Genomic DNA, 23,016 nt, shown 5'->3' on the forward strand with positions numbered 1-23,016 from the left:
TTGATTAAAGAGAATTAAAATTGTTTTAAATAGTAACCTATTCCTCCGATTCCGTTTTCACTAATTCTCCAATTTTATAGAGTAAAATAATTTGTAGAAGCACGGAAGGAATTAAAAATATGAGACCCAACCACGCCATAAAAACCAAGATAAAAAGGACGCCGCTCGCTATTTCAAATCCGCCAGCAATTTGAGAAATATTGCCCATTGGTTTTACCAATCGCAATAGCGCAAAACCAAAAATAAAGCTTCCTATTCCGCAGAAAATAGATTGAGTTACCAGAACATATTCTAGGTAAAATGGTTCAAAGTATAGCGAAACCATATCATAGCCATAAAACAAAACGGTAGTACCTATTAAAATAAAAGCACCGATTTTCAACAAATAATTACTAAAAATTTTACCACTCAGAACAAAGCCCCACATAAAATAAATGTAAGCGATGAGCACTATAAATTTCATGCTGATGTAAGCACCTTTTGAAATTATAAGCTCGTTTTCATAAAACCGGGCATAGTCCACAGCAAATTCAACAAAGCCAGAAAGGAAATAAATAATTCCACAAATCCAAGCTAGTTTTATGTACCAAATAGAGAATCCAATATTTTTTAACGCAAAACTATCGGTAACTGATGACTCGGGATTTTTCAAATTTTCTAAGTCTTCACCCAAGGCATTTAAGATCGTTTTGAGTGTAAAACTTCGTGGGGTAACTTCCCCGGCTTCAATGCGCTGAATGGTTCGCACATTTATATTGCATTGTTCCACAAGTTCTTCCTGCGTAAAGCCTTTTTGCTTTCGTAGTTCTACGATTTTGCGACCGAGTTCGGGCTGTTTCATGATTTAGAATTTTATGAAGCAATAGTACGATGGCAATAAAGATAGTGCAATCTTTTCAAGTGAATTTTGCCCGACATTTACCCGACATTCGCATTTCGATAAGTAATTCACCAAGAGTGGAGGAATATTTCTGAAATCGCAAAATTTTCCCATCCTGCAAGGTTTTCAAAACCTTGTAGGTTTAAACCCCCAACAGGAATGAATACCAACAAGGTAGGCTTCGACAATACCTTGTAGCAAAATGAAAACGGAAAATGACAATAAATGAAATGCTTCTTTATTCCGAAAATGGTTCTAAAGCCCGAAGCGCTTTATCTGCGGTAGAAATTCCTTCAAAAGTAAGTAACAATCGCAGGCCGTTGCGAGTTTGTTTCTCCTTCATGGATACTTGTTGTGGGTGGCTTTGCACATACTGTAGCACTTTAGTGAAAGATGAACTTTGATAAAAAGAACTGTCCTGGTCTGCCACAAAATAGCCGACTAGTTTTTTCTGTTTCATAATAATTCGCTCTAAGCCCATGGAAATGGCAATCCATTTTATGCGAACGCTATTCAGCAAATCTGCTGCCTGTTTAGGCAATTCTCCAAAACGATCCAGCAGTTCTTTTTCAAATTTCTGTAGTTCCGTTTCGGTTTTAAGCTGGTTTAGTTTTGTGTAAAGATTGAGTCTTTCAGTAATATTATTCACATAATCATCCGGGAACAGCAATTCGAAATCTGTATCGATAGTCATTTCTTTTACGAAACTTTTCTTCGGCCCTTCGGTTTCTTCATAAAGATTTTTAAACTCTTTATCTTTTAATTCATCAATCGCTTCAGAAAGAATTTTCTGATAAGTTTCAAAACCAATTTCGTTTATAAAACCACTCTGCTCGCCACCAAGTAAATCGCCAGCACCACGGATTTCCAAATCTTTCATCGCGATGTTGATACCGCTTCCTAATTCAGAAAATTGTTCTAAAGCTGTAATTCGTTTTCGTGCTTCATCTGTCATTGCAGAATATTCTGGGGTGATGAAATAACAGAACGCTTTTTTATTACTTCTACCCACACGACCACGCATTTGGTGCAAATCTGAAAGTCCAAAATTATTAGCGCTGTTAATGAAAATAGTATTCGCATTCGGCACGTCCAAACCGCTTTCAATAATAGTTGTTGAAACCAAAACATCAAACTCATTATTCATAAACCGAAGCATTAAATCTTCCAGTTTTTTGCCCTCCATTTGCCCGTGACCGATACCTATTTTGGCATCTGGCACCAATCGCTGAATTAATCCTGCGACCTCTTTAATATTTTCAATTCTATTGTGAACAAAGAAAACCTGCCCGCCTCGAGATATTTCATAACGAACGGCATCGCGGATGGTCTCTTCTCCAAAACGAACAACATGCGTTTCCACAGGATAACGGTTTGGCGGTGGCGTAGTTATAACCGAAAGATCGCGTGCAGCCATTAAACTAAATTGCAACGTACGCGGAATTGGTGTCGCCGTTAACGTAAGCGTATCCACGTTTTCTTTAATTGTTTTCAGTTTGTCTTTTACAGCAACGCCAAACTTTTGTTCTTCGTCAATAATTAAAAGACCCAAATCCTTAAATACTACAGCTTTGTTTACTAGTTGGTGCGTACCGATTACAATATCGAGACGACCATCTTTTAAGCCTTCCAAAACAACTTTCCTTTCTTTCGTAGTTCTAAAACGATTTAAATAATCCACTTTCACGGGCATTTCTGAAAGGCGTTCCGTAAAAGTTTTAAAATGTTGAAATGCTAAAATAGTTGTAGGCACTAAAACGGCAACTTGTTTGCCACTATCTACAGCTTTAAAAGCTGCGCGAATGGCGACTTCTGTCTTTCCGAAACCTACGTCGCCACAAACCAGTCGGTCCATTGGGCGCTCGTTTTCCATGTCCCTTTTTACGTCTTCGGTGGCGGAGCTTTGGTCTGGCGTATCTTCGTAAATAAAAGACGATTCTAATTCAGCCTGCAAATAACTGTCCGGATCGAAAGCGAAACCTTTTAACGTGCGACGTTTTGCGTATAATTCAATTAAATTGAAAGCAATTTCTTTAACCCGCGTTTTAGTTTTTTGCTTCAGCTTTTTCCACGCGTCGCTCCCCAATTTATAAATTTTGGGCTCTCTCCCGTCTTTACCGTTGTATTTTGAAATCTTGTGAAGACTATGAATGCTGAGATACAAAATATCGCGTTCGCCATAAAAAAGCTTGATAGCTTCCTGCATTTTTCCTTCAACATCAATCTTTTGCAAACCGCCAAATTTCCCAATTCCGTGGTCAATGTGCGTAATATAATCGCCCACTTCCAGATTGGTAATTTCCTTTAAAGTAATTGCCTGTTTTTTAGCGTAACCGTTTTTAAGTTGAAATTTATGGTAGCGCTCAAATATTTGGTGATCTGTATAACAAACAAGTTTTAAATCGTCGTCAATAAAACCTTGAAAAAGCGGAAACACAATGGTTTCAAACTGTTCCACATTTTGTTTCGCATCTTCAAAAATGTCGTGAAAACGTTTTGCTTGTTGTTCGCTACTACAAAAAATATAATTTTTATAACCTTCCGCTGTGTTCTCATTCAAATTGTCAATCAGTAAATTGAACTGCTTATTGAACGACGGTTGTGGTTTGGTTGAAAACGAAATAGAATCTGAAACAGCTATTGAAGTATTTATTAATTGAACTTTTGTAAAATCGTGAAGTTGCAGATTTAATAATTCTGAAGTACAGAACAATTCTGAAGGTTTTGCACGTTTTATTTCTGAATCGATTGCACTAAAAGCTTCGGTTGCCTTTTTGAAAAGCGAATCGAGAGCACTGCTAAAAAGTTCTTCATTTTTCAGAAAAACTACCGTTTTGGACGCTATGTATTTCAGAAAACTTTCTCGACTTTCATCTATCATTTTGTTTTCCACATTCGGAATGATAGCCACTTTTTTAACCTGCTCTAATGAAAGTTGTGTTTCCACATCAAAAGTTCGGATACTATCAACATCATCGCCAAAAAATTCAATTCGATACGGTTCATCATTACTGAAACTGAATACATCCAAAATTCCTCCGCGAACAGAAAATTCGCCTGGTTCAGTAACAAAATCAGTGCGTTTAAAACGGTATTCAAACAAAACTTCGTTTACAAAATCTATTGAAAGTTGATCGTTTACCGCAATTTTCAGCGTATTACGCTCCAATTCTTTTCGGGTAACCACTTTTTCAAAAAGTGCTTCGGGATAGGTTACAATAAATGCCGGTTTTTTACGAGAATTTATTCGGTTTAAAACTTCGCTTCGCAGCAAAACATTAGCGTTGTCCGTTTCTTCAATTTGATACGGACGGCGGTAACTTCCCGGATAAAAAAGCACATTTTTATCTCCCAAAAGATTTTCCAAATCGTTTAAATGGTAGGCCGCTTCTTCTTTATCATTTAAAATTAGAAGAAAGGGCAATTCAGTATTTCGAAAAGTTTGGGCCAAAACTAATGAGAGCGAAGAACCCACAAGACCCGAAACCGATATGTTTTTTTGAGATTGGGCAATAGTTTCCTCCAGTTTTCGGGTTTGCGAAGACTTTGAATAAAGTGAAGTAACGAGGGTTTTGCTCATTGAGCGGCAAATATAGCACGACGTTTTATTTTTCAAACCGCAAAATGGAACTTTATCATTTTGATAACACAAATAGCATATCGCATTACCTATTTTTAAAAGATAGATTTAATTAAAATTACCCGCCTTCGCGGGCATTATTATGTCAATAAGAGAATACGATGTTTTTGTAATAGGAACCGGAACCGCCGGGAAAAGTGTAGCATATGAATGTGCTGCCGAAGGTCTGAAAGTAGCTATAGCCGATAATCGGGAGTATGGCGGCACCTGCGCCAATCGAGGCTGTGACCCTAAAAAGGTTTTGGTTGGAATTACTGAAGCCATACATCTATCGGAAAATTTAAAAGGAAAGGGAATTGTTTCCGTTCCAAAAATTGATTGGCAGGCGCTCCAAAAATTTAAAGCAACTTTTACAAGTGCTATTCCTGCAGCAACTGAAAGAGATTTGAAAGAAGCTGGAATTGAAATGTACCACCAATCGCCTAAATTTATTGATGAAAACACGCTTTCAGTAGAGGGAAAAACAGTGAAAGCGAAGAAAATCGTTATCGCTACAGGACAGAAACCGATGGAGTTAAAAATTCCTGGCAGAGATTATTTAAAAGTGAGCGACGATTTTTTGGAATTGGAACAACTGCCCGAAAGTATTGTATTTGTTGGCGCGGGTTACATCGGGATGGAGTTCGCGCATATTGCAGCTCGTTGTGGCGCAAAGGTTACTGTTATTGAATTTGAAGACAGACCATTGGGGCCATTTGAAGCCGATATAGTTTCGCACCTCACAAAAGCTTCGGAAAAGCTTGGGATAGAATTTATATTTAATGCGAGGGTTTCCGAAATTGAAAAGCTTCAGAAAAATTACCGCGTTTCATTTCAGAAGAACGGGAAAACAGAAACTGTTGATACCCGAATGGTTTTCAATACTGCCGGCCGCGTGCCATCAATTGACGATTTAGATTTGAAAAAAGGAAATGTCGCTTTCGAAAAAGGCGGAATTTCTGTTAATGAATTTCTTCAGAATACTACGAATAAAAGTGTGTATGCCTGCGGCGACGTTTCGGCTAGCGGATCACTTCCACTTACACCAACTTCTTCGCAGGAAGCGCGAATTGTTTCATTGAATATTCGCAAAGGAAATCATACAAAAATGGATTTCCCGCCAGTGCCTTCAGTGGTTTTCACAATTCCTCAGATTGCTTCCATCGGGTTGACGGAAGAGCAAGCAAAGGAAAAAGGTTACGACTTTGTAGTGGAGTACAAAAGCGTACCAAAATGGTTTAATGCAAAGCGGATTAACGAAGAGGTTTACGCCTATAAAACCATTGTAGATAAAGAACGAAACCTGATTCTCGGGGCACATATTATTGCTTCGGAAGCTGGAGAAATGATTAACCTTTTTGTTTTAGCAATGTGTGGAAAACTAACTACAGAAAATTTAAAATCTATGATTTTTGCCTACCCAACTTGGGGGAATGATATTAAAGGAATGGTTTAAAGAGTTCGAAATCGGAAGTAAGAAATACGCAATTATCTGTTTAAATATTCTTTGTATTTAGTCGCCGGACTCGTGTCGCGATTTTTGAAAGCGTGATAACCACTGCTTACAAAAAGCACCGCCGCCACTCCGATTGCGGCATATGCAACTGTTTGGCTTACTTCCCAATTTGCTACGGCGATGGCTGCCAAAGCCCAAACTCCGACGAGCGCAAATTCACGCATATTGCGTTTCCAGGTAACAAACAGATTTATGATACCTGCAATAATAATCATAGTAACAGCCCAGGAAGCTTCACTATAACCCCAACCATTCCATTCGGTGCTCGTTAAATAGGCAGCAACATTTGCGATACTTGCAACAGTTACCCAACCGCTATAAAACACGAACGGCCACCAAACAAAGACGATGACAGAAATTGGCGCATCCCAAAGTTCCATTCGGTTATTCATAACAATTTTAAAAAGTGAATATAGCAGTACAAAAATCGCCAATACTGAAAATTCCATATAACTGTAAAGCCAAAAAGTGATCCACATAATATTTGCGAAACAGGAAAGCACAAACCACCAGCCAGTTTTTAGAATGAATTCGTCATCGCGTACTTTTGTGAAAAGGCTCCGACTTTGATAAATTATAAAACCCAATAACAACAAATAAATAAGTCCCCAAATGGAAAAGGCATACCCTGCAGGTGTGAAAAGATTTTTAGATGAATTTGAAATTTCCCCAATGGTGGTGCCATTTATAGCTCCTGAATTGGAAAGATAGTTTATAAAAACTGTTGCCACGAAGGCAATGATATTGGCTATTTGTAGTGTTTTTTTCATAAAGATGACTATTTATGTCCGTTCGAGCGCAGTCGAGAACTTAAAATTTCAATCGTTAAATTAGGTCTCGACTGCGCTCAACCTAACAATACAGTTATTTCGAAACACAAATAACCTCTCCTTCCACAATTACAAAAACCTCATCCTTTTCTTTAGGTTTTAAAATATGTTTCCCCGTAAAGTTACCGAAAGCGGGGAGAATAAGGCTGTTAAGAGTTTTATAAAAACAAGGGAGACGCAAAAATTGTCTACCCACGCCTTTCATCCTTATTCCGGGGTGAATGTGGCCAGAAAAATTGAATTTGTCTGCTTTTTCTGTTGGATGATGTGTTAAATAAAAACTGTCTAAAAGCAACTCATCATAGACTTTTACGCCCAAATCTTCATATAAATATTGTGGAATAATATCGTGATTGCCCGAAATTAGCATTACTTCAGCTTTGCAGTATTCCACCCATTTTTCAAAATCATGCCATTCTTCGTTTAGTTTACTGTGGAATAGATCTCCAAGAAAACATACAGTTTCTGGATCAAAATGATTTGTTACTTCAGTGAGTTTTTCAAGATTTTTATAAGCCGCATTTGCTGGAACTGGCGCGCCGTGTTTTCTGAAATGTGATACTTTTCCCAAATGCACATCGGCAATTAAAAGCATTTTTTTTTCTTCCCAATAAATAGCGCCGCTGGGATGTAATTTGAAATCGTTATTTTTTATTTCTATATTTTGAATCATTTCTCCAATAATAAAGTCATTCTCTTAATCCTGTCCGCCAATTTTTCCGAAGAAAGTTTTGCCAGTAGTCTATCTGTTAATTAAGTGTTTGAACTTTTAGATTATTCAAGGTGTATTTGAACGACAGATTTAACTTGAGTTTTTCTTTCATCAAAAGATTTTAATATTACAAAATACCATTTTCTATCACCTTCAACATATTCAGCAAAAAATAGATCGCCTTTCTTATGATTTTTTATGGCATTCTCAAATGAAGCTACCATTCTACCTGAAGGAAACCAACCTAAATCACCACCATCTTTTGCAGATGTACCTTCCGAATATTTTTTTGCTAATTCTGAAAATGGTACATTATTATTAAACTGGTTTTTAATGACATCTCTCAAAGAATCTATTTTAGTCTTTGGCATTTTATTTCCGTTTAGATAAATATAATTAACTCTAAACTCCAAAATAGAATCCCTTTGAAGGAGTTTTTCTTTAATAGAATGTGTTTTATTATTAATATCCCTCAATCCATTACTATCATAAGTCAAAGCATTTGAATCATCAGGAGAATATGTGAATTCGGTAATCTTCCAATTTGGATGAGCATTTTTTAATGAATCTATTTGGTGTAAAAAAGTTATTTGTTTTAATGCTCGCTTCGCTTCTTTATTGCTTTGCCCATATGACACTATATAAAAAAACAATAAGGTTATTATGCAACTAAATTTCATAGAGGTTAATTTTTAGTAAATATATACCCATCACTTCATTAATTGAAGTGTCATTCGTTTAATTCTATCCGCCAATTTTTCCGAAGAAAGTTTTTCTCGGAGCCTATCAGTAATTATTGGGAAGCTGAAAGGCGTTGCTTTTTCGCACTGTTTCCAAATAATTTTTTGTGAATTAATTCGCTCCAAAGCTTGCCGCAAACGTCCTTCTTCCAACTGATGCTCAAAAGTTTCGCGATAGGCTTGAAGATACAAAAGATTGTCCGGCTCATAATCTCGAAAAACATCAAAGAGCAACTGACTATTGCTTTGCAAGTGTTTTGTTTTTATCATTTTATTCGGATATCCTTGAAAAACCATTCCGCTAATAACCGCTATATCACGGAATTTTCGACGCGCCAATTCGGTAGAATTCAAACTTTTTTGAAGGTCATCAAAAAGATATTCCGCAGAAAAAAGATTGTTGTCCAAAACGGTTTGGACATCTAAATACTGATCACTTAACAACTCAAAACCGTAATCGTTATACGCTAATGAAAAAGTAATTGGTGACAACAAACTAATTCTGTATGCCAATAAACTACTCATTGCTTCGTGTACAAACCGACCTTCAAAAGGATAAAAAATAGCGTGATAACCTTCCCGAGTTTTAAAAGTTTCAATCAAAAATTCATTTTCTCCGGGTACAATGCTCTCACGTTCTTGCCGATCAAATATGTGACTCAAGGCTTTTAATTCGGGAGTATTGCGCTTGTGGTCTGCTTCACTTTGCATTTCTTCTCGCAGAATTTTACTCATTTGCGAAGATAGTGGCAAGCGACCGCCCATAAAACTTACAATATTTGTGGTGCGTTTACTAGACTTTCTAACCTGCGCTTGCATTTGCCGAATCCGAACTAATTCCAAAGTTCTTCCTGCAAAAACGAAAGTATCGCCGGGTTTCATTTTGCTCAAAAACCATTCTTCAATAGTACCAATAAAACCGCCAGAAACATATTTTACCTGCATCATGGAATCGCTCACAATCGTACCAATACTTAATCTGTGCATCATTGCAATTTGTCTGCTTTCAACTTTAAAAAGGCCTTCGGGCGTGACTTCTACTTTTTTATATTCATCGTAAGCCTTTAAACTTTGACTTCCCAAAGTGATAAAATTTAGGCACCAATTCCATTGTTCCTCGGTAATTCCCTGAAAGCAAAAGGTGCTTTTTATTTCGGGGAAAATTTCCTTCGGAAAAAATCCGTTGCTCACCGCTAGGCTTACCAAATATTGAATCAGTACGTCGAAACTGAGTAAATACGGTATTCTATCTTCAACTACTTCATCCTTTACAGCACGTTTTAAAGCTGAAGCTTCTAGCAGCTCCAAAGCGTGGGTGGGTAAAAAATAAATTATTGAAGGTTCACCCGGACGGTGATTGCTTCGTCCCGCACGTTGTAAAAATTTTGCGACGCCTTTTGGTCCGCCGATTTGGATTACGGTTTCTACAGGTGCAAAATCTACTCCCAAATCCAAACTTGAAGTTGCTACAACCGCCAACAACGATTCGTTTCTGATTGCCTGTTCCACCCAAAGTCGCGTGTCTTTGCCAATACTTCCGTGGTGCATTGCAAGCTCACCTGCAAATTCTGGATGCTTTTCCAATAACTTCTGAAACCAAATTTCGCACTGTCCACGGGTATTTGTGAAAATAATCGTGGTTTTACTGGCTTTAATTATTGGAACTATATCTTCCAAAAGATGAAGTCCTAAATGTCCGCGCCACGGAAAGGTTTCCATTTTTTTGGGAATAATGGAGCGGACTTCAATTTTCGATTTCTGTTTGGCTTTAATTAAAACTGCATTCCCCCGAAGGCGGGAATCTATCCCCAGTAATACATCCATTGCCTCTTCAAGATTACCGATGGTGGCAGAAATTCCCCAAATTCGCAATTTAGGCGAAACAGTTTTTAATCGTGAAAGTGCCAATTCCATTTGTACACCGCGTTTGCTTCCCAAAAGTTCGTGCCATTCATCCACCACCACAGCTGTAAGGGTTTTGAATGTTTTGTCATAGTCTTTGGAAGCTAATAACAGCATCAAGCTTTCAGGTGTTGTAATCAACAAATCGGGCATTTGTCGTTTTTGTTTTGCGCGCTCACTTTGTGACGTATCGCCAGTACGGATTCCTACCGTCAGTCCCGTTCCCAAATCATCCGCAACACGTTGTGCTGCTTGCTGAATTTCTACAGAAAGTGCACGTAAAGGAGTAATCCAAATGGCTTTTATGCCTTTTATATGCTTTGTTTTATAATCAGGGTTTTCCTTTAAATATTGTAGTACAATTGGAAACCAAAGTGCGTACGTTTTCCCGCTTCCTGTTGGCGCGTTTAGCAAGCCGTGTTTGCCATCGAGAAAGGCTTTCCACGTTTTTTTTTGAAATGGAAAGGCTGTCCAAGATTTGGACTCGAACCAAGAGTTAGCTATATCTATTTGTATCTTATTACTCAATCTTTAATTTATTTTTTAAAAAAGCCCCTCCCCTTTTAGAGGGAAGGTGTCAGCTTTGCTGACGGAAGGGTTAAAATCAACTTTTAAAATGATCTTTTATATCCTTTAAAACAGATGGCAATAAATCAAAAACCATTTTATTTTCAAATCGAATTACGGTGAAGCCTAAATTCTTCAACTCCATTTCTCGCCTTCGGTCATATTCCTCTGCCGTATTGTTTAAATGTACTTGTCCATCAAGTTCTACAATCAATTTTTCTGAGGGACAGTAAAAATCAACGATGTAATGTTTTATACTGTGCTGTCTTCTAAACTTTCTGCCATCAAGTTTTGAACCTTTTAAATACTTCCAAAGAAACGCTTCGGCTGAGGTTGAATTATTCCGAAGAGATTTACGATAAACCTCCATTTCCTTCAAATTATGAATTCGCTTTTTCATAATTTAAATTTAATCAAAATCCAGCTTTAACCACCCCGTCTCGCAAGCGAGCCACCCCTCCTTGAAAATATGGAGGGGAATTAACTATTTATTTTGGGATAAGTGCTTTTAGGTCCGAAAGTGTATTTGCCTCTTCAATGGGTTTGTCTTTTCGCCATCTTAAAATCCTCGGAAAACGCGTTGCAATGCCACTTTTATGGCGACTGCTTTCAGCGATTCCTTCAAAAGCAATTTCAAAAACGTGCTGTGGCGTAACGCTTCTTACTGGTCCAAAACGCTCTAATGTGTTTCGTTTTATCCACGCATCTACTTGCCTAAATTCAGCGTCGGTCAAACCAGAATAGGCTTTTGCGAAGGTGACCAATTCTCCCTCATTCCAGAGTGCGAAAGTGTAATCGGTATAAAGATTGGCGCGTCTTCCGTGGCCTCGCATTGCATAGGTTAAAACTGCATCAATCGTGAACGGATCGATTTTCCATTTCCACCAATCGCCCTTTTTTCTTCCTACCAAATACGGTGAATCTTTTCGTTTTAGCATTAAGCCTTCGCTGCGTTTTTCTCGGGAAAGTTCTCTTTCCGCGGCAGCTTCTTCCCAAGTTTCAAAATTCATTGTTTCACTTAAATACAAACCAATTTCAATGCTATTGCATTTGCCAATAAGCTCATCCAAAATTTTCCTTCTTTCTGAAAAAGGCTTTTGGCGAATATCCTCGCCCTGCCATTCTAGTAAATCGTAGGCATTTAGAATTACAGGTGTTTTCTTCAAAAGTGCTTTTGAAATATTTTTGCGGCCAATGCGAGTTTGAAGCGCATTGAAATTGCCGATTTCCCCTTCCCCGAAAGGCAAAATTTCACCATCCATAACCGTTCCGTTAGGAATTTCTTTTAAAAAATCTTGAAACTCGGGATATTTATCGGTCACCAATTCTTCGCCTCGCGACCAAACGAAAACCTCATCGTTGCGAATGATTACTTGACTTCGGATGCCATCCCATTTATGCTCAAAACTCCAATCTGAAATTGGTCCCAAATCCTCTTGAAACTTATCTTCAACTGCATATGCCAAATAAAAAGGATAGGGTTTACTGAGATAATCTTCTTCATTTTGCTCGAGGATTAATTTTTTATAGGTGGTTTTTTCTGGCGTCCAATCGCCCATTAATTTATAGGCGAGAATATCTTCATCAATCGCCGTGGCTTTGGATAGGGCGCGTGTCATTAATTTTTGACTTACGCCGATTCGGAAACTTCCAGTAAGAATTTTATTGAAAACGAAACGTTCAAAATAATTTAGCTTCAACCAATTAGCATGTAGATATTTCTTCTTTTCTTCTTCGGAAAGTGTTCTCAATTCAATAATTTCTGAAACAAATTGCGAAAGTGATTTTTCGGAATGCTCCTCGGAGGTCGGTAAAATAAGCGCAATCGTTTCCGCTAAATCGCCGACAATATGATAACTCTCCTCAAAAAGCCAAAGCGGAATGCCGCTTATTTCTGTTGCCCAAAGTCGAAGTAAAGTCGTATTTACGGGACGTTTCGGTCGTCGATGCGAAAGTATAGCAATCGTCCACAGCTTATCTTCATCGTTTGCATTTTGAAAATACGCAGTAAGCGCCGCCACCTTTTCATTGGTTTTGTTCGTACTGTCAAGCTTTTTTATGAGTTGGGCGAAATCTTTCACGGCTTAATCTTCGTTTTCAATTTTCTGTTTACTGAGCGAAGCCGGAGTTTCGGTTTCAGAACTTTCTTCTTCGTATTGCGTTTTTTCTGTTCGAGCGTCATAACCTAATTCTTCCCTTAAGTAGCGCGAAAAGATATCAGTATATCCGTGGGTAGCGATTATTTTTTCGCAACCCGTCGCTTCAATTGCAGAAAGCAAACCCTCCCAATCGGCGTGGTCGCTTAATACAAATCCACGATCGATTGCTCTTCTTCTTCGCGCGCCGCGAAAAGTCATCCAACCGCTTGCGGAAGCTGTAACATACGGTACAAACCTTCTGATCCAAGTACTGCCGTGTGAGCTGGGCGGTGCTACAATTATATTTCCTTTTATTTCTTCTTTTGAAGTATCGCGCGTTATTAAAGTAGTTTCGGGCAAGTCGTAAAAAGGGCGAACCACATCGGTCATATTTTCAACGGCGCCGTGGGTATAGATTATTCCGATGGAAGTGTCTAAATGTTTCAATATACGCTGGGCTTTGCCCAAACTGTAACCAAAGAGAATCGAGGTTCTGCCTTCACTTTTATTGGTTGCCCACCATTCGTTTATATCTTTAAAAACTTCAGTTTGTGGTTCCCATTTAAAGGCGGGCAAACCGAAAGTACATTCCGTGATAAATGTGTGGCATTTTACGGGTTCGTAAACTTCGGCCAAGCCATCATCTTCGGTTTTAAAATCGCCCGTAAAAACCCATACTTCACCTTTATACTCCACGCGTACTTGTGAAGAAGCGATAATATGTCCGGCGGGATGCAATGAAAACTTAACCCCTTTAATCGTAAAACTTTCATTCCAAGCCTTCCCAGTAACCTCAATATCGCCAAGTCGGTGCTTAATTATTGGAACATTATTGGTGTGTGTAATATATTGTTTGTGGCCCCAACGACTGTGGTCTGCATGGCCGTGGGTTATGATGCACTTATCTACTGGCCGCCAAGCGTCAATGTAAACATCTGCCTTTTCGCAATAAATACCTTTGTCGTTGAAGACTAATAATGGTTGATTCATAAATATCTTTTCACAAGCAGTTTAAAATTACTGAAAGCTTGCTTTTCGACATTCGCCATTAAGAAAAGTTTAGGGTGGATAACTAATAAAAGACTTTAATGGAAAAACATGAACAGATTGCTTCGCATTGCTCGCAATTCGTTTTATATTTGCAGCATAAAAATCAATTTATGGCATTTACAGATTTATTCGAAAGTGGGGAACATTCCCGAAATTTAGGACACTTTGCATCTATTGCAAATATTGCTTCGGTTAAAGGTTCCATTAATGCGGAAGAGGAAAGGTTGTTAAAGCGCTTTGCCCGTAAACTTGATATTGATGAGTCTGAATATATCGAAGTTTTAAAAAATCCAGCGAAATACCCAATCAATCCGCCTAATGATTCAGAAAGACGTTTGGAGCGTATCCACGATTTATTTCAGATGATTTTTGCCGATCACGAGATTGACGACCAAGAACGGTTTTTAGTTGAAAAATACGCTATAGGCCTTGGGTATGACTCTGCCACAGCGCAACATTTAATAAAAAGATCTATTGAAATTTACACCGGCGGTCTAGATTTGGAAGATTACAGATATTTATTGAATAAGAAATAATGCCCCCTGACCCCGCCGCGGCGGGGGAACTCTTACTCTTGTAAAGAATTAAAAAAGCTCCCAATGGGAGCTTTTTTATTAAAGATTATATTAATTCCGCCGCGGCGGAGTTAGTGGCTATTTGGCTTTTTCCATAAATTCCTCTGCTTTCTCTACCATTTTAATGCTTCCGCAGAAAAAGGGAACACGTTGATGCAAACTAGTAGGTTGAATCTCTAAAATTCGCTGAAAACCGTTACTAGACTTTCCTCCAGCTTGCTCTGCAATTAAAGCCATAGGGTTGCACTCATACAAAAGTCGAAGTTTTCCATTTGGATCTTTAGACGTATTGGGGTAAATATAGATACCGCCTTTTATCATATTTCTATGAAAATCTGAAACCAGAGAGCCAATGTAGCGAGACGTATATGGGCGGTCGTCTTCTTCCTTTTGGCAGTATTTTATATAGTCTTTTACACCTTGTGGAAAGTGAACATAATTTCCTTCATTTACCGAATATATATGGCCATCTTCTGGAAATTTCATATTTGGGTGAGAAAGGTAATAAGTTCCAATGGCAGGATTAAGTGTAAAACCATTAACACCGTGACCGGTTGTATAAACAATCATTGTTGAAGTGCCGTAAACAATGTATCCAGCTGCAACCTGATTTACACCTGGTTGTAAAAAATCATCAATAGTAACAGGAGTTCCCGAAGGTGTAATTCTTCGGTAAATTGAAAAAATAGTCCCGACAGAAACGTTTACATCAATGTTTGATGAACCATCTAAAGGGTCTATTAAAACCACATATTTATTATCGTTCTTTTCGTTTCGACCTTTTATTGTAATAAAATCATCTTCTTCTTCGCTGGCAATTCCGCAGACAATTTCACGATTTGTAAGTGTATTTATAAAAACTTCATTCGCAAAAACGTCAAGTTTTTGCTGGTCTTCACCTTGAATATTCATATCTCCGGCTGCGCCCAAAATATCTACCAGTCCCGCTTTATTAACTTTGTGGTTTACAACTTTGGCTGCTAAACGAATTGAGTTTATAAGCCGTGAAAGCTCGCCGGAAGAGTATTTGAATTCGCTTTGATTTTCAATTATAAACTCGCCGAGAGATTGATTTATTTTTGACATAAGGTTGAAGGTATCCTGAATTTCACGCAAATATCGGGATTTTTAAGAAATTGAACCGATATTTGTTGAAGTAAAACCAAAGTGAAATTTAATTCGAAACTGAATCTCAATAAATAAGCACTAATGAAAGTCAGAAAAGCTGAAATAAAAGACATGCCAAAGGTTTTAGACCTTATAAAAGAACTTGCAATTTTTGAAAAAGAACCCGACGCAGTTGAAATTAATGTTACTCATTTAGAAAAAGAAGGTTTTGGCAAAAACCCATTGTTTACCTGTTTCGTTGCAGATGCTTCGAGTATGCTAAGCGACCCAGATTCAACCGAAATTGTGGGAGCAGCCTTGGTTTATTATCGTTTTTCCACCTGGAAAGGCAGAACCCTTCACTTAGAAGATTTAATTGTGAAGGAAGCTTATCGCGGCAAAGGAATTGGCGAAGCACTTTATAAACAAGTAATGCAATTTGCCCACGACAGCGGATTAAAGCGTGTTGCCTGGGATGTGCTGGACTGGAATGAAGGTGCAATTAGGTTTTACCAACGCAGTGGAGCAACAATTATGAAAGAGTGGCGCGTAGTGCATATGGACGAAAAAGGTCTAAAAAACTTTATACAGAAATCAAATTCAAACTAAATATTACAACCAATACACGAATCATGTTTTAAAAAATTCGTGTTTTAGTACTTATTAATTAATGCATATGAAGATCTTTAAATTTGGAGGCGCGTCCACAAAAGATGCTGAGAATATAAAAAACGTAGTTTCCGTAATAAACCAAACTGGAGAAAAGGATTTGGTGGTTGTGGTTTCGGCGATGGGAAAAATTACCAATGCTTTAGAAGAAGTGGTAAACAATTATTTCTCTGAAACGGGAGATGTAAAAAACGCATTACGCACCGTTTACGATTTTCATTATAACATACTTACGGGTCTTTTTTCTACCACTTCCCATCCTGCTTTTATAGCGCTAGATAAGACTTTTAAAGAGCTTAAACATTTTTTAGAAACAAATAAATCTAAAAATCACGCCTTTGTATACGATCAGGTAGTTTCATACGGCGAAATAATTTCGTCAACAATAATTTCGTCTTACTTTGCTGAAAATGGTATAATAAACAACTGGTTAGATGTGCGTCAGTGCATAAAAACAGATGCCAATTATCGCGAGGCAAAAGTAGATTGGGAAAAAACACAACAAAAAATTTCAGAAAAAGTAAGTGCGAATGGAATTACCGTAACCCAAGGATTTTTAGGTGCTGAAAACACAAATAATTTTACCACTACTTTAGGCAGGGAAGGAAGTGATTATACTGCCGCAATTTTCGCTTACTGTTTAAATGCCGAAAACGTTACTATTTGGAAGGACGTTCCGGGCGTTTTAAATGCGGATCCGCGCTATTTTACTGAGACGCAACTTTTCAACCATATTTCATATCGTGAAGCAATTGAATTAGCATTTTACGGTGCTTCGGTAATTCACCCAAAAACATTACAACCTTTGCAGCGCAAGGAAATTCCACTGTTTGTGAAATCTTTTTTAAATCCCACAGCACTCGGAACCTGTGTGGGTAAAGGAGTTTTACTAGATCCGTTTATCTCTTCTTTTATTCTGAAAAGAGATCAGGTTTTAATTTCGCTTTCGTCTTTAGATTTTTCATTTATGATGGAAGACAACATTGGCGATGTATTTAAGCTACTTCACGAATTCAAAATGAAGGTGAATCTTATTCAAAATTCGGCCATTAGTTTTTCGGTATGTGTTGATAATAAATTCCGTAATTTGGAACCTTTACTAGCAAAACTTCGAGAAAACTTCAGTGTTAAATGGAATGAAAACGTTACGTTGTACACAATTCGTCATTTTAACCCTGCTGAAGTAAAGGCACTTGCTGAAAACAAAAATGTACTTTTAAAACAAGAAAGCAAAGAAACGGTACAGTTGGTAATTAAGGAATAGTATCAATCGGTTTCGTTATCTTTGTTAGATACAAACAACCAAAAAATTTCATGGGATTAGTCAATGCAAAGGAAGTTGCAAAAGCAATAAACGTCGATAAATTTGGCTTTCTGGGCACATTCATGGGTTGGTCTCTAATGAAGATACTCAACATTTCTACTCTTAATAAAATCTATGACGATAACAAACATTTAAACGACCTAGAATTCATAAACGGATTGATGGAAGCGTTTGAGATTAAGTTTGAAATTCCTGAGGAAGATCTTCGTAGAATACCAAAAACAGGTGCTTTTATAACAATTTCTAACCATCCGTTGGGTGGCATTGACGGTATTCTGCTTTTAAAATTATTGCTGGAACACCGACCCGATTTTAAAATAGTTGCAAATTTTCTTCTCCACCGCGTAGAACCGTTGAAACCGTACGTAATGCCTGTAAATCCTTTTGAAGATAGAAAGGACGCAAAATCGAGCATTTCAGGTTTTAAAGCGGCAATTTTACATTTGCGCAAAGAACATCCACTGGGAATTTTCCCAGCAGGAGAAGTTTCTACTTACAGAGACGGAAAATTAGTAGTAGACAAACCTTGGGAAGAGGCCGCAATGAAACTGGTGCAAAAGGCAGAAGTGCCTATAGTACCAATCTATTTTCACGCTAAAAACAGCAAATTGTTTTATCGTTTGGCGAAGTTGAGCGATAAGTTGCGTACTGCCAAATTACCTTCAGAATTGCTAACCCAAAAAGAACGCTTAATTAAAGTGCGAATTGGGAACGCAATTTCGGTTGAAGACCAAAAAGAGCACGAGTCGCTTGCTTCATTTACAGAATTTCTTCGGAAGAAAACCTATATGCTTTCCAATGCTTTTCAGAAGAAAAAATTATTAGACAGTATTCCTAAAACACTGAAGTTCCCTAAACCACCCAAGAAAATTGCGGGACCAATACCTATAAAAGCCATGGAAGCTGAAATTGAAAAGCTTCGTGAAAATGATAAAAGACTTCTTATAAGTAAAAATTATGAAGTGTTTTTGGCCGAAGCAAATTCCATTCCTTACATCTTACAGGAAATAGGAAGACTGCGCGAAATTACCTTCCGCGAAGTGGGCGAAGGCACAAATAATAGTACTGATCTCGATAAATTTGACAGCTATTACCACCATATGTTTTTATGGGATAATGAGGCGCATAAAATGGCTGGCGCCTACCGCATGGGGTTAGGTTCAGAGATTTTTGCCCAATATGGAATTGACGGATTTTACTTGCAAGATCTTTTTAGGTTTGAACCCGAATTGTATGATATGATGAGCAAATCCATCGAAATGGGACGTGCTTTTATAATTAAAGAATACCAACTCCGGCCTATGCCATTGTTTTTACTTTGGAAAGGAATTGTACACACAACCTTGCGCTATCCCGAGCATCGCTATTTAATTGGTGGGGTAAGTATAAGCAACAAATTTTCGGAGTTTTCAAAAAGCTTGATGATCGAGTTTATGAAATCAAATTATTACGATCCGTATGTGGCGCAATACATCAATCCAAAGAAAGAATACAAAGTAAAACTGAAGGATGCCGACAAAGATTTTATCTTCGATGAAAGTGAGGCCGATCTTAATAAATTCGATAAAATAATTGACGAAGTAGAACCGGGAAGTCTTCGTTTACCGGTACTAATAAAAAAATACATCAAGCAAAATGCAAAAGTTGTGGCCTTTAATGTAGACCCGCTTTTTAATAATGCTATAGACGGTCTAATGTACATTCGAATTGCAGATTTACCTGAAAGTACTGTAAAACCTGTGATGGAGGAATTTCAAGCCGAACTTGAGAAAAAATATTCAGACAAAAACAATGAAAATTGTGATGCCGAAAATTCCAAAGAAGAAGTAAAACCAGAGTAATGATTTAAAAAACTGATCCATTATGGCCGCAACAAATATTAATGAAGTTATTGCCCGATTGGATAGTATAATTGATGCCGAGTGCCTCCAGAATTCTTGTTTGGCATACTTCCCTATTCTTTACAGAAAAGTTACCATTCGCATAAAAGAAGGTATTTTAAACAATGAGTTTGAAAACAACCAGCGAATGGAAAAACTCGACGTGCTTTTTGCAAATCGCTATGTAGATGCTTACGATTCTTTGGGAGCCAATAAACCTTTTACGCAAAGTTGGAAAAAAGCTTTTGAAGCTTCCAAAACCGAAAAGTTGTTAATTATGCAACATTTGCTGTTGGGCATCAACGCCCATATTAATCTCGATTTGGGAATTGCAGTTGCGCAAACCGTTGGCGACTATGGAGATTTAATGAATTTCGAAAACGATTTCAATAAAATTAATGAAATTCTCGGTTCAATGATTGCCGACGTTGAATCTAAAATAATCTCAGTCTCTCCCCTATTTGGGTTGCTCGATAAATTCGGAAAAGGGCGAGAGGATAAACTCGTTAGTTTTAGTATAAATATTGCTCGAGATGGTGCTTGGCTTTTTGCAAACCAGTATCACATTTCACCAAATAAAGAAGAAGAATTAAAGTGTCGCGATGTAATTATAGCCACATTGGCTGAGAAATTGGTGTATCAGAAAAGTTGGATATTGAAGTATTTAGTAAAAACCATTTACTTTTTCGAGAAGAAAGATGTCTCTCAAATTGTGGCAGTGCTTAAAAAAGAATAATTTAAACAGGATTATATATCCGCCGTGGGTGGCGAAATTTCGAAGGCGCCAAGGAACAAAAGTAAATCATAATGCCATCCGTGCCTCAGTTAAAAATACAAAAGCCTTTGAAAAAAAATCCAAAGGCTTTTTAAATGTTTAGAACCATCCTTTTTTACCAACCTGATAGGTTTGGTAAAATTCTTCGTCGCTTTTGGTTAGATAAATAATTCCTTCAATAAGAGGAACGATTCCTCCAATCCCACAAGTTACGAAGGTGATTACTATTTGTATTATACCTTCTTGAGTGTATCCAAGGATAAATTTGTGTATTCCTAAAGACCCGATTACAATAGCTAGAACGCCAGCTAGTACCTTTTTATTTTCTTGTCCGTGAGTGGCCTGATTCCAGCTTTCATTAAAATCATTGGCGCTCTGTCTCGCCCGCTGTTCGGTATTATCCGTTTGCCTTTTTGTGCTGTCGTAACCTGAATTTTGTTGTTCTTCCATAATATTAATTAGTTGGTTATTATAGTGATATGTTATTTGTAAAATTAAAGAAATGCCTTGTCTACAGGTTCCCAAAGTTCAATTTTGTTTCCTTCAGGATCTAGTATCCAACCAAATTTTCCGTAATCATAAGACTCCATTTCACCTACAATTGTTACACCTTCTTCTTTTAAAACTTTTAATAATTCCTCAAGATTTTCTACGCGGTAGTTAATCATAAATTCTTTTTCGCTGGGCGAAAAGTACTTGGTATCGGCACTAAAAGGACTCCATTGCGTTGAGCATTTATTGCCGTCTTCGTCTTGCCACCAAAAGGTGCTGCCGTAATTATCCGTATTTAAACCAAGATGATTTTTATACCATTCCTTCGCTTTATCGGGATCTTTTGTTTTAAAAAAAATTCCTCCAATGCCTGTAACTCTATTTTTCATTTTATTGATTTTTGAACTTTTGAATAATCTTTTCAGCGATCACCGCTGCAAGTTTTTCCTTGCTTTCCACAGTCCAACCAGCAATATGCGGACTCAATATTACATTATCCATCGCGAATAATTCTTTTAGGGAATTTGGGAGATTATCGGAATCAAAAAGTGTTTCAAAAGAAAGCTTTTCAAATTCCAAAACATCCAGTCCGGCACCCAAGATTTTGCCAGTTTTTAACGCCGAAACAAGATCTGCAGTAACCACACTTTTTCCACGTGCGGTATTTATAAGCCAGAACGATTTTGAAAATGAATTGATAAATTCTGAATTAATCATTTTATCTGTTAACGGCGTCCACGGCGTGTGAAGACTTAGCACATCTACTTTTTGCTGAAAGTCTGTAAGTGACACCTGTTTTGCATTTTCATCGCCCACATTTTCCTTTATATCGTAACAAAGTACTTCGCAGTCGAAACTACGTAATTTTTTAGCGAACGCTTTGCCCATGTTGCCATAACCAATAATTCCCACCGTTTTTTTGTCCAGCTCTATTCCTCGGTTGGCCTCGCGATTCCACAAGCCATTTTTAACCTCTCTGTCGGCTTTAATTAGATTGTTGAATAGCGAAAGAAGCATGCCTAATGCATGTTCGCCTACGGCGTTGCGATTGCCTTCTGGTGCAGCAATTAGTTTTATGCCAAGTTTGTCTGCATAATCCGTATCGATGCTTTCTAGACCGGCGCCTACCCGTGCAATAAATTTTAAGTTTTTAGCGGCATCGAGAAATTGTTTGTCAATATTGAAGCGGCTTCGGATAACAATGCCATCATAATTCGAAATGATTTCTTCCACTTCAGATTTTGTGGATTTGTAGTTTTCCTCGTTTAAGAATCCCGCTTCCGCTAACATTGTTAGTAATAACGGATGGTTACTATCGAGGTGAAGAATTTTCATAATTTAGATTTTGGGATAATCGGCAACAGTTTTTTCAGAAGTCACATTTCCAGTATGTTTCGTTGCAATTTTTTCAAAAAGAAGCACGTGCACCTCTTCGCCATTTTTGGTTTTCGGACAATGCTCTACGCCTTTTGGAACCACAATTATTTCACCTTCATTTATAATTTCAACGGAATTTCGAAAATGCATTTCCAAAGTTCCCTTTTGAACAAAAAATAGTTCGTCTTCTTCTTCGTGCTTATGCCAAACAAATTCATCTTTTAGTTTTGCTAAAAGTACTTGCATATCGTCCACGACCGCTATTTGATGTGGATGCCAATGATTTTTGAAAGTTGAAAACTTATTTTGAATATTGATGGTTTGCATGCCTATTCGTGCGGATTTGTTTGTGGATATGGAATCATATCTTTCTGAGAAAGACTGGCAATTTTATAATAATTTTTAGTTCCGTTGAATAAATATTCTACCACAGCTTGGTTAGTTTCCAACTTAAACGGGAAGTCTTTTGCAGGCGTATTTTGAGCTTCTTTCATTGGATCAGCATCCATAACCAGGTCGCGCTGATTAGAATTTAAAAGGTAGCCTACGTAATGATTGGGCTCCACCGTGGTATTTTTTGCTTTCAGAATCTGATTACGGAAATAGATATTCTGTATAACAACGTCAGGTTCAATTTCACTCAAAATGATATGCACGTTGGTACCCGAGCCACCGTCTTTTACCCCAGCAACCCAATCTTGAAAATAGGTTTCAGAAATTTTAAAAGGAGGGTTTTGGACAAGCGATTTTTGGTCGTTCGCAGTTTGAGTTCCGCCACAGTTCGTTAAGCTAAAAAGCAGTATGGGCAGCGTTAAAATTATGGCTATTGTTTTCATTTTTTTAATCATTCACGAAATTTACGA

At 37.7% G+C, this 23,016-nt stretch carries 21 protein-coding genes; 6 read left to right on the plus strand and 15 right to left on the minus strand.

Annotated features, from left to right (window positions below; genetic code table 11):
* Window positions 1–37 precede the first annotated feature (37 nt).
* Complete coding sequence (locus AC3RVF_RS01385) at window positions 38–841, minus strand: helix-turn-helix domain-containing protein (protein ID WP_489690422.1); 804 nt, start codon at window positions 839–841, stop codon at window positions 38–40.
* A gap of 277 nt (window positions 842–1,118) precedes the next feature.
* A complete protein-coding gene (gene mfd, locus AC3RVF_RS01390) occupies window positions 1,119–4,460 on the minus strand; it encodes a transcription-repair coupling factor (RefSeq protein WP_489692586.1) in 3,342 nt (1,113 codons plus the stop codon).
* A 142-nt stretch (window positions 4,461–4,602) separates the two neighbouring features.
* Between mfd and AC3RVF_RS01395 the strand changes: the two genes are divergently transcribed.
* Window positions 4,603–5,955 (plus strand): dihydrolipoyl dehydrogenase family protein, encoded by a 1,353-nt coding sequence (locus AC3RVF_RS01395; protein WP_489690420.1) that lies wholly within the window; start codon window positions 4,603–4,605, stop codon window positions 5,953–5,955.
* A 32-nt stretch (window positions 5,956–5,987) separates the two neighbouring features.
* On the opposite strand, the gene AC3RVF_RS01400 is transcribed toward AC3RVF_RS01395, so the two are convergent.
* The 7 genes from AC3RVF_RS01400 to AC3RVF_RS01430 form a co-directional block, all read right to left on the minus strand.
* On the minus strand, window positions 5,988–6,785 hold the full coding sequence (locus AC3RVF_RS01400) for a tryptophan-rich sensory protein (RefSeq protein ID WP_489692587.1): 798 nt from the start codon (window positions 6,783–6,785) through the stop codon (window positions 5,988–5,990).
* A 94-nt stretch (window positions 6,786–6,879) separates the two neighbouring features.
* On the minus strand, window positions 6,880–7,518 hold the full coding sequence (gene pdeM / locus AC3RVF_RS01405; RefSeq protein WP_489690418.1) for a ligase-associated DNA damage response endonuclease PdeM: 639 nt from the start codon (window positions 7,516–7,518) through the stop codon (window positions 6,880–6,882).
* A 101-nt stretch (window positions 7,519–7,619) separates the two neighbouring features.
* The gene (locus AC3RVF_RS01410) at window positions 7,620–8,237 is read right to left on the minus strand and encodes a peptidylprolyl isomerase (protein ID WP_489692588.1); all 618 of its coding nucleotides are present in this window, start codon (window positions 8,235–8,237) and stop codon (window positions 7,620–7,622) included.
* Window positions 8,238–8,267: 30 nt separating this feature from the next.
* A complete protein-coding gene (locus tag AC3RVF_RS01415; protein WP_489692589.1) occupies window positions 8,268–10,727 on the minus strand; it encodes a ligase-associated DNA damage response DEXH box helicase in 2,460 nt (819 codons plus the stop codon).
* A gap of 76 nt (window positions 10,728–10,803) precedes the next feature.
* Entirely contained in the window at window positions 10,804–11,166 is a 363-nt protein-coding gene (locus tag AC3RVF_RS01420; protein WP_489690416.1) for an endonuclease domain-containing protein, read from the minus strand.
* A gap of 88 nt (window positions 11,167–11,254) precedes the next feature.
* Window positions 11,255–12,847, minus strand: a complete 1,593-nt coding sequence (locus AC3RVF_RS01425) for an ATP-dependent DNA ligase (RefSeq protein WP_489692590.1) — start codon at window positions 12,845–12,847, stop codon at window positions 11,255–11,257.
* A 3-nt stretch (window positions 12,848–12,850) separates the two neighbouring features.
* The gene (locus tag AC3RVF_RS01430) at window positions 12,851–13,894 is read right to left on the minus strand and encodes a ligase-associated DNA damage response exonuclease (RefSeq protein ID WP_489690414.1); all 1,044 of its coding nucleotides are present in this window, start codon (window positions 13,892–13,894) and stop codon (window positions 12,851–12,853) included.
* A 170-nt stretch (window positions 13,895–14,064) separates the two neighbouring features.
* Between AC3RVF_RS01430 and AC3RVF_RS01435 the strand changes: the two genes are divergently transcribed.
* Entirely contained in the window at window positions 14,065–14,490 is a 426-nt protein-coding gene (locus tag AC3RVF_RS01435) for a TerB family tellurite resistance protein (protein ID WP_489690708.1), read from the plus strand.
* Between the two features lie 117 nt (window positions 14,491–14,607).
* On the opposite strand, the gene fbp is transcribed toward AC3RVF_RS01435, so the two are convergent.
* On the minus strand, window positions 14,608–15,615 hold the full coding sequence (gene fbp / locus AC3RVF_RS01440; RefSeq protein ID WP_489690413.1) for a class 1 fructose-bisphosphatase: 1,008 nt from the start codon (window positions 15,613–15,615) through the stop codon (window positions 14,608–14,610).
* A gap of 123 nt (window positions 15,616–15,738) precedes the next feature.
* Here fbp and AC3RVF_RS01445 point away from each other — a divergent pair, with 123 nt between their 5' ends.
* From AC3RVF_RS01445 to AC3RVF_RS01460, 4 genes are all read left to right on the plus strand, one after another.
* Window positions 15,739–16,245 carry a GNAT family N-acetyltransferase gene (locus AC3RVF_RS01445; RefSeq protein WP_489690412.1) on the plus strand — a complete coding sequence of 169 codons (507 nt, stop codon included), beginning with the start codon at window positions 15,739–15,741 and terminating at the stop codon, window positions 16,243–16,245.
* Between the two features lie 67 nt (window positions 16,246–16,312).
* Window positions 16,313–17,569, plus strand: coding sequence for an aspartate kinase (locus AC3RVF_RS01450; RefSeq protein WP_489690411.1), 1,257 nt, complete (start codon window positions 16,313–16,315; stop codon window positions 17,567–17,569).
* Between the two features lie 50 nt (window positions 17,570–17,619).
* A complete protein-coding gene (locus AC3RVF_RS01455; RefSeq protein ID WP_489690410.1) occupies window positions 17,620–19,470 on the plus strand; it encodes a GNAT family N-acyltransferase in 1,851 nt (616 codons plus the stop codon).
* Window positions 19,471–19,492: 22 nt separating this feature from the next.
* Entirely contained in the window at window positions 19,493–20,245 is a 753-nt protein-coding gene (locus AC3RVF_RS01460) for a DUF5995 family protein (protein WP_489690409.1), read from the plus strand.
* 138 nt (window positions 20,246–20,383) lie between these two features.
* On the opposite strand, the gene AC3RVF_RS01465 is transcribed toward AC3RVF_RS01460, so the two are convergent.
* Genes AC3RVF_RS01465 through AC3RVF_RS01485 form a run of 5 tightly spaced genes read right to left on the minus strand, consistent with a single transcriptional unit; the run spans window position 20,384 to window position 22,989 of the window.
* Window positions 20,384–20,734, minus strand: coding sequence for a TM2 domain-containing protein (locus AC3RVF_RS01465; protein ID WP_489690408.1), 351 nt, complete (start codon window positions 20,732–20,734; stop codon window positions 20,384–20,386).
* 44 nt (window positions 20,735–20,778) lie between these two features.
* Complete coding sequence (locus AC3RVF_RS01470) at window positions 20,779–21,165, minus strand: VOC family protein (protein ID WP_489690407.1); 387 nt, start codon at window positions 21,163–21,165, stop codon at window positions 20,779–20,781.
* 1 nt (window position 21,166) lies between these two features.
* Window positions 21,167–22,111 carry a 2-hydroxyacid dehydrogenase gene (locus AC3RVF_RS01475; protein WP_489690406.1) on the minus strand — a complete coding sequence of 315 codons (945 nt, stop codon included), beginning with the start codon at window positions 22,109–22,111 and terminating at the stop codon, window positions 21,167–21,169.
* Between the two features lie 3 nt (window positions 22,112–22,114).
* Window positions 22,115–22,480 (minus strand): cupin domain-containing protein, encoded by a 366-nt coding sequence (locus AC3RVF_RS01480; RefSeq protein WP_489690405.1) that lies wholly within the window; start codon window positions 22,478–22,480, stop codon window positions 22,115–22,117.
* 2 nt (window positions 22,481–22,482) lie between these two features.
* Window positions 22,483–22,989, minus strand: a complete 507-nt coding sequence (locus AC3RVF_RS01485) for a hypothetical protein (RefSeq protein ID WP_489690404.1) — start codon at window positions 22,987–22,989, stop codon at window positions 22,483–22,485.
* Between the last annotated feature and the right edge of the window lie 27 nt (window positions 22,990–23,016).

The sequence above is a fragment of the Aequorivita sp. IT1183 genome, from assembly GCF_058068265.1.

Coding starts and splice junctions, on each gene's coding strand:
- fbp (WP_489690413.1), bottom strand. CDS start 15,615: ATGTCAAAAATAAATCAATCTCTCGGCGAGTTTATAATTGAAAATCAA.
- AC3RVF_RS01420 (WP_489690416.1), bottom strand. CDS start 11,166: ATGAAAAAGCGAATTCATAATTTGAAGGAAATGGAGGTTTATCGTAAA.
- mfd (WP_489692586.1), bottom strand. CDS start 4,460: ATGAGCAAAACCCTCGTTACTTCACTTTATTCAAAGTCTTCGCAAACC.
- AC3RVF_RS01460 (WP_489690409.1), top strand. CDS start 19,493: ATGGCCGCAACAAATATTAATGAAGTTATTGCCCGATTGGATAGTATA.
- AC3RVF_RS01445 (WP_489690412.1), top strand. CDS start 15,739: ATGAAAGTCAGAAAAGCTGAAATAAAAGACATGCCAAAGGTTTTAGAC.
- pdeM (WP_489690418.1), bottom strand. CDS start 7,518: ATGATTCAAAATATAGAAATAAAAAATAACGATTTCAAATTACATCCC.
- AC3RVF_RS01400 (WP_489692587.1), bottom strand. CDS start 6,785: ATGAAAAAAACACTACAAATAGCCAATATCATTGCCTTCGTGGCAACA.
- AC3RVF_RS01455 (WP_489690410.1), top strand. CDS start 17,620: ATGGGATTAGTCAATGCAAAGGAAGTTGCAAAAGCAATAAACGTCGAT.
- AC3RVF_RS01485 (WP_489690404.1), bottom strand. CDS start 22,989: ATGAAAACAATAGCCATAATTTTAACGCTGCCCATACTGCTTTTTAGC.
- AC3RVF_RS01450 (WP_489690411.1), top strand. CDS start 16,313: ATGAAGATCTTTAAATTTGGAGGCGCGTCCACAAAAGATGCTGAGAAT.
- AC3RVF_RS01475 (WP_489690406.1), bottom strand. CDS start 22,111: ATGAAAATTCTTCACCTCGATAGTAACCATCCGTTATTACTAACAATG.
- AC3RVF_RS01480 (WP_489690405.1), bottom strand. CDS start 22,480: ATGCAAACCATCAATATTCAAAATAAGTTTTCAACTTTCAAAAATCAT.
- AC3RVF_RS01395 (WP_489690420.1), top strand. CDS start 4,603: ATGTCAATAAGAGAATACGATGTTTTTGTAATAGGAACCGGAACCGCC.
- AC3RVF_RS01410 (WP_489692588.1), bottom strand. CDS start 8,237: ATGAAATTTAGTTGCATAATAACCTTATTGTTTTTTTATATAGTGTCA.
- AC3RVF_RS01385 (WP_489690422.1), bottom strand. CDS start 841: ATGAAACAGCCCGAACTCGGTCGCAAAATCGTAGAACTACGAAAGCAA.
- AC3RVF_RS01470 (WP_489690407.1), bottom strand. CDS start 21,165: ATGAAAAATAGAGTTACAGGCATTGGAGGAATTTTTTTTAAAACAAAA.
- AC3RVF_RS01465 (WP_489690408.1), bottom strand. CDS start 20,734: ATGGAAGAACAACAAAATTCAGGTTACGACAGCACAAAAAGGCAAACG.
- AC3RVF_RS01435 (WP_489690708.1), top strand. CDS start 14,065: ATGGCATTTACAGATTTATTCGAAAGTGGGGAACATTCCCGAAATTTA.
- AC3RVF_RS01430 (WP_489690414.1), bottom strand. CDS start 13,894: ATGAATCAACCATTATTAGTCTTCAACGACAAAGGTATTTATTGCGAA.